The sequence below is a fragment of the Comamonas sp. genome (assembly GCF_036666375.1).
Taxonomy (GTDB): Bacteria; Pseudomonadota; Gammaproteobacteria; order Burkholderiales; family Burkholderiaceae_C; genus Comamonas.
In genome coordinates this window covers 1-10,156 of the sequence record NZ_JAVWWA010000141.1, presented here as the reverse complement: position 1 = coordinate 10,156, position 10,156 = coordinate 1, and the positions used below count along the sequence as shown (strand labels likewise).

Here is a 10,156-nt window from a genome sequence, read left to right as displayed (position 1 = left end):
CCGCGCTACCAGCTGTCGGCTCGGCGGCCGTCGTGGTGCAGCAGCTTGCCCGCATCGGCCGCCTGCGCTCCGGCGAGCGTCGCGCGCATTCCCTGCACGCTTTCCTCGACCGACAGCGGTGCCACGCTGCCACCCATCTCGGTGCGCACCCAGCCCGGGTCCATGGTCAGCAGCAGCACGCCGGGCCAGCCATGCTGGGCCGTCGCCACCGCCATGTTCAGCGCGGCCTTGCTGCAGCGATAGAGCCACGAATGGTCGTCATCGACATGGCCGATCTGCGCCATGCTGCTCGAAATGAAAGCGAACTTGCCGCCCGCGGCCTGCACCATGGGTGCGACCTGGGGCAGGGCCTGCATCGCGCCCAGCAGATTGGTGTGCATCACGCGGTCGAACTCCTGCTGCGTGGGCGGCGTGGTCGTGTGCAGATGGTCGAGCACGCCGGCCACATACCACGCATAGTCGAATTTCTCGCCGTCGAGCAGCCAGGCCAGGCCGCTGACCGACTGCGGCTGGGCCACATCGATCAGATGCACGGCCGACGCGCCCTGCGCCAGCAGCGCCTCGCGGTCCTCGGCGCGGCGCACCGTCGCGATCACGCGATCGCCGTTGTCAATGTACTGCTGCGCCAGCTCGCGGCCAATGCCGCGCGACGCTCCGATCACCAATACCTGCGCCATTGCGCCTCCTTTAAAAACGTCTACGCTGCTAGGCGTCGCCCGTCGGCGCCACGCCCTGCTCCTGCGCGATCAGATGCGCATAGCGCGCCACCATCACTTCGTGCGGTTCGGCCGGTGCCTGCAGGCCGATCTGCGCATGCACGATCTGATTCATGCCGGGCATGGTCGAGCGCGGCACCTGGGCCTCGGGCTTCCACAGCCGCGCACGCATCAGCGCTTTCGCGCAATGCAGATAGGCTTCGTGCACCGTCACTTCGATCACCAGCCGGATGCGCGGGTTGTCTGCGCGGAACAAGGCCGTGTAGTGCGCTTCGTCGCGCAGCCGCGCCGTGCCGTTGACGCGCAGCGTCTCGTCGAAGCCGGGAATGAGAAACAGCAGCCCTATGCGCGGGTCGTGCAGCAGATTGCTCATGCTGTCGAGCCGGTTGTTGCCGCCCACGTCGGGCAGCAGCAGCGTGTTCTTGTCGGGCGCCTTGACGAAGCCCGGGCGGCCGCCGCGCGGCGAGGCATCGAGCAGCGCGCCCGCAGGGCCCGCGGTCGAGACTATGCACAGCGGCGACAGCGCCAGGAAACGCAGGCAGTAGCGGTCCAGGTCCACCTGCTGCTTGAGCAAGGCCCGCTCCGCGGGCGCTTCGTAAAGCGTTCGCAGCTGCTCCTCGTTGGTGATCACGGTGATTCCCTTCTCTGATGCCGCCCGCGGTGGTCGGGCCGTCAGGCAGCTTAAACCAACTCGATCGCCATGGCCGTGGCCTCGCCGCCGCCAATGCACAGCGTGGCCAGGCCGCGCTTCTTGCCGCGGGCCTGCAGCGCATGCAGCAGCGTGACAAGAATGCGCGCGCCGCTGGCACCGATGGGGTGGCCCAGCGCGCAGGCGCCGCCATTCACGTTGACGATGTCGTGCGACACGCCCAGCTCGGTCATCAGCGCCAGCGGCACGACCGCGAACGCTTCGTTGATTTCCCACAGATCGACATCGGCCACGCTCCAGCCGGCCTTCTTCAGCGCCTTCTGCGTCGCGCCCACGGGAGCCGTGGTGAACCATTCGGGGGCCTGGGCAAAGCTCGCGTGCGCAACGATGCGCGCCAGCGGCTTGCAGCCCAGCTCCTTGGCTGTCGATTCGCGCATCAGCACCAGCGCGGCGGCGCCGTCGTTGATGCTCGAGCTCGACGCCGCGGTGATCGTGCCGTCCTTCTTGAACGCCGGCTTGAGGCTGGCGATCTTGTCGAGCCGCGCCTTGGCCGGGCCTTCGTCGACGCTCACCACCACGTCGCCCTTGCGCGTGGACACCGTCACCGGCGTGATCTCGGCCGTGAATGCCCCGCTTTGCGTCGCGGCCTGGGCGCGCTGCACGCTGGCCGTGGCAAACGCGTCCTGCTGCTCGCGCGTGAACTGGTACTTGGCCGCGCAGTCTTCGCCGAACGTTCCCATGGAACGGCCGGCCTCATACGCGTCCTCGAGGCCGTCGAGCATCATGTGGTCGAAAATCTTGTCGTGGCCCATGCGGTAGCCGCCGCGGCCCTTCTTGAGCAGATAAGGCGCGTTGGTCATGCTTTCCATGCCGCCGGCAACCATCACGTCGCGGCTGCCCGCGACCAGTTGGTCATGCGCCAGCAGCGTCGCCTCCATGCCCGCGCCGCACATCTTCGACAGCGTCACCGCGCCCGTGCTCTGCGGCAGGCCGCCCTTGAACCCGGCCTGGCGCGCGGGCGCCTGGCCCTGGCCGGCCATCAGGCAGTTGCCGAACAGCACTTCGTCGACTTTCTCGGGCGCGATGCCCGCACGCTCCACGGCCGCGCGGATCGCGGCGCCGCCCAGATCATGGGCCGCGAGTTCGCTGAAGTCGCCCTGGAAGGCGCCCATGGGGGTGCGGGCTGCGCCCACGATCACAATGGCTTCGGTCATTCTTTTGTCTCCAGTTGGTTTGAAATGGGAAGAAAGGCCCGGCGCTCAGTGCGCGTTCGGGTCATCGGTCGCAGTCCGCACGAAACGCCGTTCGCGCTCGTACGGAAAAACATCGTGCACATGGCCGGCGCGTATGCGCTGCTGGTGGCCCTGCCAGAACGCGGGCTCGAGCAGGTCGGCATGGTGCTGCAGAAAAACCTCGCGCACCGCGGGATGGCCCAGCAGGAAAGGCGCGAAGCTCTGCGGAAACACATCGCGCGGGCCGACCGCGTACCAGATCTCGCCGCTCATCTCGTCTTCCTCGTTGCGCGGCGCGGGCACGGCGCGGAAGTTGCAGTCCGTGAGGTACTCGATCTCGTCGTAGTCATAGAACACCACCTTGCCGTTGCGCGTCACGCCGAAGTTCTTCCACAGCATGTCGCCCGGAAAGATGTTCGCCGCCACCAGGTCCTTGATTGCATTGCCGTACTCGACCACGCTGCGCGCGAGCTGCGCCTGGGCGCGTGCGTCGCCCGGCCCGGCCTCGAGCGCTTCCTGCAGGTAGAGGTTCAGGGGAATCATGCGCCGCTCGATATAGAGGTGGCTGATGATGACCTCGGTGCGACCGTCGCCGTCGCGGTCGCTGATCTCGAGCTGGCTGGGAGCGAACTTCTCTATCTCGGCGATCAGCGCGTCATCGAAGCGCTCGCGTGGAAACGCCACCAGGCTGTACTCCAGCGTATCGGCCATGCGGCCGACGCGGTCGTGCTGCTTGACCAGTTGGTACTTGGCCTTGACCTGTTCGCGCGTCGTGTCCTTCTGCGGCGGGTAGTAGTCCTTGATCAGCTTGAACACATAGGGAAAGCTCGGCAGGTCGAACACCAGCATCACCATGCCCTTGATGCCAGGCGCGATGCGAAACGCGTCGCTCGAATAGCGCAGGTGGTGCAGGAAGTCGCGGTAGAACAGCGTCTTGCCCTGCTTGGCCAGGCCCAGCGCGGTATAGAGCTCGGCGCGCGGCTTGCCCGGCATCAGGCTGCGCAGGAACTGCACATAGCCGCTGGGAATTTCCATGTCGACCATGAAATAGGCGCGCGCAAAGCTGAACAGTGCCTGCAGATCGTCTTCGCCGAACAGCGCGGCATCGATCACCAGACCGCCGCGCGGCCCGTGCAGCAGCGGCAGCACCAGCGGCAGTTCGGTGAAGCCGTTGATCAGCTTGGCGACCAAATAGGCGCCCTTGTTGCGGAAGAACAGGCTCGACAGCACCTGGATCTGGAAATTGGTGCGCTGCTTTTCCAGAACCCCTTGATCAAGGATCGCCTGCTCGACCGCCGCCAGATCGCGCGGCAGATCCTCGAACGCGCGCTGCAGACCGAAGTCTTCAACGATCTGCCGCAGCGTCGCGCGCAGCGACTGTGGCGCGGGCGCGCGCGCGGGGTAGTAGGCGCGGTAGGTGGGCCGCGCGGCCGGGTCGTCGTTCTCTATGTATTCCGTGCTGACCGCGGGCCGCACGAAAATGAAATCGTTGTGGAAATGCGTGCGGTGCAGGATCTTGGTCGTGACCGAATTGAAGAAGGTCTCGGCCAGCTCGGGCTGGAAATGGTTCACGAGCAGGCCGATGTAATGCAGCTTGACCTGCTGCCATACCGCCATCGGCAATCCGCCGGCGGCGAATTCCTTTTCCAGGCGCCGCGTGCATTCCTTGACGCGCAGGTCGTAGAACGCGATGCGCTCGCGCTGCGCGCGCTGCTGGCCATGCCAGTCAGCGGTTTCGAAACGGTGCTTGGCGCGCGCCGACTCGGAGCGGAACAGCCGGTAGTGGCGGTTGAAGCCATCCATCATCGCCTTGGCGATGTCATAGGCCTGCGGCGCATCGAGACGCTGGGGAAACATCACGCCGTGCCTGGAGGAGTCGGGCCGTACCGGGTCGCCGCGCGTCAGCTGCGTTCGCGGCTGGCGACGTACGCCACGGCCTGCTTGTAGGCCTTGTCGGCGCCTTCGACACCCGGCAGTGTCATCTGCAGGTTGTTGATCAGGCCGTCCTTGAGGCCATAGCACCAGCCGTGCAGCGTGACCTTCTGGCCGCGTGCCCAGGCGTCCTGCATCACCGTGCTCTGCGAGATGTTCATCACCTGCTCGATGGAATTGAGCTCGCACAGCGCGTCGTGGCGCCAGGCCACGGGCAGCGACTCCAGCAGTTCGCGGTGCTTGTCGCGCACATCCTTCACATGGCGGATCCAGTTGTCGACCAGGCCCATGCGCAGGTCGTTGAGCGCGGCCAGCACGCCGCCGCAGCCGTAGTGGCCGACCACCATCAGGTGTTCGACATGCAGCTGGTCGACCGCGTACTGGATGGTCGACAGGCAGTTGAGATCGCTGGGCACGACCACGTTGGCGACATTGCGGTGCACGAAGATCTCGCCCGGCTCCAGACCCGTGATCTGGTTGGCGGGCACGCGGCTGTCGGAGCAGCCGATCCACATGTAGCGCGGCTTCTGCTGCGACATCAACCCCGTGAAAAACCCGGGTCGGTCATGCTCCACCTGGGCAGCCCATGCGCGGTTGTGAGCGAAGAGTTCATCGATGGAAGTGGTCGTCATGTGGAATTCCTGGTAATCAAAAGACAGGCGCGGGCCGCTCAGCAGGTCTCGGCAAACAGTTCTCGGCCAATGAGCATGCGGCGGATTTCACTGGTTCCCGCGCCGATTTCATAGAGTTTCGCATCCCTCCAGAGACGGCCAAGGGGGTAGTCGTTGATATACCCATTGCCGCCATAGATTTGCACGCCTTCGCCGGCCATCCAGGTGGCCTTCTCCGCACACCACAGGATCACGCTCGCGCAGTCCTTGCGCACCTGGCGAACATGCTCCGTTCCCAGCAGATCGAGGTTTTTAGCGACCGTATAGGCAAAGGAACGTCCGGCCTGCAGCACGGTGTACATGTCCGCGACCTTGCCCTGGATCAGCTGGAACTCGCCAATGCTCTGGCCGAACTGCTTGCGATCATGGATATACGGCACGACCGAATCCATCACCGACTGCATGATGCCCAGCGGCCCGCCGGTCAGCACCGCGCGCTCGTAGTCGAGCCCGCTCATCAGCACCTTGGCGCCGTTGTTCAGCCCGCCAAGCACGTTCTGCGCCGGCACTTCGACGTTCTCGAACACCAGCTCGCCGGTATGGCTGCCGCGCATGCCCAGCTTGTCGAGCTTCTGCGCCACGGAGAAGCCGGCCATGCCTTTTTCGATCAGGAAGGCCGTCACGCCGCGTGCGCCCATCTGCGGCTCGGTCTTGGCATAGACCACCAGCGTGTCGGCGTCGGGGCCGTTGGTGATCCACATCTTGCTGCCGTTGAGCAGGTAGTAGCCGCCCTTGTCCTCGGCCTTGAGCTTCATGCTGATCACGTCCGAGCCTGCGCCCGGCTCGCTCATCGCCAGCGCGCCCACATGCTCGCCGCTGATCAGCTTGGGCAGGTACTTGCGCTTTTGCTCTTCGCTGCCGTTGCGGTTGATCTGGTTCACGCACAGATTGCTGTGCGCGCCATACGACAGACCGACCGAAGCGCTGGCGCGCGAAATCTCCTCCATCGCCACCATGTGCGCGAGGTAGCCCATCTGCGCACCGCCCCAGGCCTCGGGCACGGTAATGCCCAGCACGCCCAACGCGCCCATCTTCTCCCACAGGTCCATGGGGAACTGGTCGTTGCGATCGATCTCGGCAGCGCGCGGAGCGATTTCGCTTTGCGCGAACTCGCGCACGGCATCACGCAGCGCATCGATGTCTTCGCCCAGCTGGAAGTTGAGTCCTGGAAGGTCGGTCATGGCTTGTCTCCTGTCGGTTTGTTTTGATTACGTTTACGTAAACGTCAATTATGAATTATTTTTGCCCATCCACCTTGTCCAAAAGCTGACGTGCCTCGTTTTCATGCTCGCGCACTTCGTCCAGGTTCATCTGCAGATCGGCCATGCGGTCCTCGAGCTGCTGGCGGTGCTGGCCCAGCACTTCGAGAAACTTGCGCAATTGCGCTCCGGTGTCGCGCGGGCTGTCGTACACGTCGATGATGTCCTTGGCTTCGCTGAGCGACAGCCCCAGCCGCTTGGCGCGCAGCGTCAGCCGCAGGCGCGTGCGGTCGCGCGCGCTGTAGATGCGGTTGCGCCCCGCGGGGCCGGTTCTTTCGGGCTGCAGCAGCCCCATGTCTTCATAGAAGCGCATGGCGCGTGTGGTCAGGTCGAACTCTTTGGCCAGGTCGCTGATGGTGTAGGTGATGGGCATACGGAGATCTGAAGAGAGCCGCGCAAGTGACATGCATCTTGGCGCGAATCTCTAGAATGCAAAATGTGACGTTTACGTCAACGTTAACATAACTCTAGGTCCGCGCCATGAACCTGCTTGAACACGAAATCCACTACCCCCTCGCGGATGCGATGCCTCAAGCGGGGAGCTGTCTGGAAGTCGCGCCAGGCGTCAAATGGATACGAATGGGTTTGCCGTTCGCGCTCAACCACATCAACCTCTGGCTGCTGCGCGACAGCTTCGACGACGGCGCGGGAGCGCGCGAAGGCTGGACCGTGATCGACTGCTGCGTGGCCAGCGACAGCAGCCGCGCGCAATGGGAACAGATCTTCGCCGAACAGCTCGAAGGCCTGCCCATCGTGCGCGTGCTGGTCACCCATATGCATCCCGACCACATCGGCCTGGCCCACTGGCTCTGCAGCCGCTGGCAAGCCCCTTTGTGGATCAGCGCCACCGACTACCATGTGGCGCTGGTCGCCTGCAAGCCGCCCGCGAGCCACAATCTCGAAGGCGGCGCGCGCTACGCGGCGTTCTATCAGCGCCATGGCCTTGACGACCCCGAGTTCCTGCAGCATGTGCTGCAGCGCACGGCCTACTACCCGCAGCTTGTTCCCGACCTCCCTGACAGCTTTCGCCGCCTGATGGACCACGACCGCATCCAGATAGGGGCGCAGACCTGGGAGTGCATTGCCGGCTACGGCCATGCGCCCGAGCACATGGCGCTGTACTGCGCCGAGCTGCAGTTGCTGATCAGCGGCGACATGGTGCTGCCGCGCATCTCGACCAATGTGAGCGTGCACGCCAACGAACCCCAGGGCGACCCGCTGGGCTGGTTCCTCGATTCGCTGCAACGCTATCTTCCGCTGCCCGAAGACACGCTGGTGCTGCCCTCGCATGGCAAGCCTTTTCAGGGCCTGCATACGCGCATCCGCCAGCTGCAAGACCACCACGCAGAACGCCTCGATGAAGTGCGCGCCGCCTGCGCGCTGGGCCCAACCAATGCCGCCAAGGTGATGCAGGCCATGTTCCGCCGCCCCCTCAACCCGCATGAGCAGACATTTGCGCTGGGCGAAGCGCTGGCCCATCTGAACTATCTGTGGCGCCGCGGCGAAATAGCGCGCCATGACAACGGTGACTGCTGCAAGTTCACTGCAGTGACGGCATAAGGAAAGCGGCTCACCGCCGCATCCCTTCGGCAGCCGTCGGAACAATCTGCGCATGAACGCGCAGCATACCGGCGCATACGGCCAGGCGACGCCGCGCGCCATGCCACGCCTCCCCTAGAATCGAAAACTTCCGTGGTGCCAATGGCTGTCCACACCATTCGATCTCTATAGCGTCCACAAAAATGAAAAGATTGCCAACCCTTGTCGAAGGCCTCGACGAGATCCTCAACGGCGGGTTGTTCGAGGGTGGAGTCTACATTTTCGAGGGGCCGCCCGGCGTAGGCAAGACAACCCTGGCCAATCAGATTGCGTACACCCTTGCCAGGCGCGAAAGCCGCACGCTGTACGTGACCATGCTGGCGGAATCGCATTCACGCATGCTGCAGCACATGGAGCAGCAGATCTTCTTTGACCAGCAGGAAGTCAGCGCCACCGTGTTCTATGTCAGCGGCTACCGCGAGCTGGAACTCGGCGGGCTCAAAGCCGTGGTGCGCCTGCTGCGCGGCGAACTGGTGCGTCACCGTGCATCGCTGCTGGTCATCGATGGGCTGGTGGTCGGCAGCCTTGGTTCAATGACCAACGATGCGGTGCGCCAGTTCGTGCACGAACTCCAGAGCCTGGTGAGCGCCATGTCCTGCACCTGTCTTGTGCTCACCAGCGGCCACGGCAATGCACTGAGCGCAGAACAGACCATGGTCGACGGCATCTTCGCCTTCGAGGACCACGGCTTTCACTGGCGCGCGGAGCGCCGGCTGCAGGTGCGCAAATTCCGCGGCAGCCAGATCATCCGCGGCCAGCATACCTTTTGCATCTCGACCCAGGGCCTGCAGTTCTTCCCGCGGCTGGAAAGCCTGCCGCTGGGCGACGGCAATGTGAAGCTGGGCAGCAGCATGCTGTCGACCGGATTGCGCGCTATCGACGATGTCCTGCACGGCAACGGCCTTTCCTGCGGCAGTGCCTCGGCGGTAATAGGGCACACTGGCACAGGCAAGACCACTTTTGCGCTGGCTTTTGCCGCGGCATCCACCGCTGATGCTCCAGGGCTGATACTTTCCAGCATGGAATTCAGCGGTGATTTGCGTCGGCTCGGGACTCGACTCGGCCTGGGAACCGAAGAAGCCGTGGTCTCTGGTGCATTGGTGATCAAGAATTTGGGGCAAGAGGACGAATCAATGGATGAAATGGGCCACAAACTGCTGCGCTTGGTGGATGAACTGAAGATCCGCCGGCTGGTTGTGGACGGTCTTGCAGGATTGGCCGACACTTTGGCGTTTCCGGAGCGTGGCTACCGTTTCCTCGGTCGCCTGCTGGTGGAATTGCGTCGGCGCGGTGTGACTTCGCTGTTCACGGTCGATCCCCACGCGCTGGCGGTTGCGGCAGGAACGCCGCTGGCCGATGGCGTGACAGGCTGGTTCGACAATGTCTTCACTTTCGCTCCCGCAGCCGCCTGCGACCGCCAAGTCGACCAACGCCTTCTCACGATTGCCAAGGTGCGGGGCGGCGCGGCCTCCCAGGCTTCAGTGAACATCTTCGTTTCTCGCCCCGATGCAGGTCAGGCTCTCACTCCCTAAGAACAAGGACTGTCTCGATGAAAATGATTCTGATCGTCGAAGACGAATATGGCAATGCCGAGATATTGCAGCTTTTGCTCGAAGCGGAAGGCTACAGGGTTGCACTTGCCTCCAATGGCCAGCAAGCGCTGGACATCCTGAGAACCAGCGAAAAACCCGCATTGATACTGTCGGACTTCATGATGCCCGTCATGAATGGCGGCGAGTTTGGCCAGGCCTTGAGCCAGGACCCGGCACTGAGCCAGATTCCCTTCATCTTCATGAGCGCGACCAGCCAGGATGTGGTGCGACGCGTGTTCGGCGGCTACGATGCCTTCATGGTCAAACCCATAGAATTTGACTCGCTGCTGCGGGTCGTCAAGCGCCTGATTGCCGAGGGCAAGATGGCTCGGCCCGCGGCCGCCAATGGCCAGGTGGAAGAGTCCATGCGCCATCTGCTCAAGGGCATACACATACCCAGCCGCGATTGAGGCCGCCACCGCCCTCCCTAAGCCTGCTGTAGGTTCAACGCAAAAAGAGAGCGCGCAGCGCTCTCTTTTTTTGTCTTCATGGAAGTCCGGATTTTG

General features: G+C 63.8%; 10 protein-coding genes. 3 read left to right on the top strand and 7 right to left on the bottom strand.

Features of this window, described 5'->3' with window-relative positions; genetic code table 11:
* Nucleotides 1–5 precede the first annotated feature (5 nt).
* The 7 genes from RR928_RS22640 to RR928_RS22610 are packed head-to-tail and all read right to left on the bottom strand — an operon-like array spanning nucleotide 6 to nucleotide 6,832.
* Complete coding sequence (locus tag RR928_RS22640) at nucleotides 6–677, bottom strand: SDR family oxidoreductase (protein ID WP_332549695.1); 672 nt, start codon at nucleotides 675–677, stop codon at nucleotides 6–8.
* 28 nt (nucleotides 678–705) lie between these two features.
* Nucleotides 706–1,347, bottom strand: coding sequence for an MSMEG_1061 family FMN-dependent PPOX-type flavoprotein (locus RR928_RS22635; protein ID WP_332540181.1), 642 nt, complete (start codon nucleotides 1,345–1,347; stop codon nucleotides 706–708).
* 50 nt (nucleotides 1,348–1,397) lie between these two features.
* On the bottom strand, nucleotides 1,398–2,579 hold the full coding sequence (locus tag RR928_RS22630) for an acetyl-CoA C-acyltransferase (protein WP_332540182.1): 1,182 nt from the start codon (nucleotides 2,577–2,579) through the stop codon (nucleotides 1,398–1,400).
* 45 nt (nucleotides 2,580–2,624) lie between these two features.
* Complete coding sequence (gene aceK / locus RR928_RS22625; protein WP_332540183.1) at nucleotides 2,625–4,454, bottom strand: bifunctional isocitrate dehydrogenase kinase/phosphatase; 1,830 nt, start codon at nucleotides 4,452–4,454, stop codon at nucleotides 2,625–2,627.
* Between the two features lie 44 nt (nucleotides 4,455–4,498).
* Entirely contained in the window at nucleotides 4,499–5,161 is a 663-nt protein-coding gene (gene can, locus RR928_RS22620) for a carbonate dehydratase (RefSeq protein WP_332540184.1), read from the bottom strand.
* Nucleotides 5,162–5,199: 38 nt separating this feature from the next.
* Entirely contained in the window at nucleotides 5,200–6,381 is a 1,182-nt protein-coding gene (locus tag RR928_RS22615) for an isovaleryl-CoA dehydrogenase (RefSeq protein WP_332549694.1), read from the bottom strand.
* A 55-nt stretch (nucleotides 6,382–6,436) separates the two neighbouring features.
* A complete protein-coding gene (locus RR928_RS22610; RefSeq protein ID WP_332540284.1) occupies nucleotides 6,437–6,832 on the bottom strand; it encodes a MerR family transcriptional regulator in 396 nt (131 codons plus the stop codon).
* 107 nt (nucleotides 6,833–6,939) lie between these two features.
* On the opposite strand from RR928_RS22610, the gene RR928_RS22605 reads away from it, so the two are divergent.
* From RR928_RS22605 to RR928_RS22595, 3 genes are all read left to right on the top strand, one after another.
* The gene (locus tag RR928_RS22605; protein WP_332540285.1) at nucleotides 6,940–8,019 is read left to right on the top strand and encodes an MBL fold metallo-hydrolase; all 1,080 of its coding nucleotides are present in this window, start codon (nucleotides 6,940–6,942) and stop codon (nucleotides 8,017–8,019) included.
* A 182-nt stretch (nucleotides 8,020–8,201) separates the two neighbouring features.
* On the top strand, nucleotides 8,202–9,590 hold the full coding sequence (locus RR928_RS22600; RefSeq protein ID WP_442881559.1) for an RAD55 family ATPase: 1,389 nt from the start codon (nucleotides 8,202–8,204) through the stop codon (nucleotides 9,588–9,590).
* A 17-nt stretch (nucleotides 9,591–9,607) separates the two neighbouring features.
* Nucleotides 9,608–10,060, top strand: coding sequence for a response regulator (locus tag RR928_RS22595; protein WP_332540286.1), 453 nt, complete (start codon nucleotides 9,608–9,610; stop codon nucleotides 10,058–10,060).
* The last annotated feature ends 96 nt before the right edge of the window (nucleotides 10,061–10,156 follow it).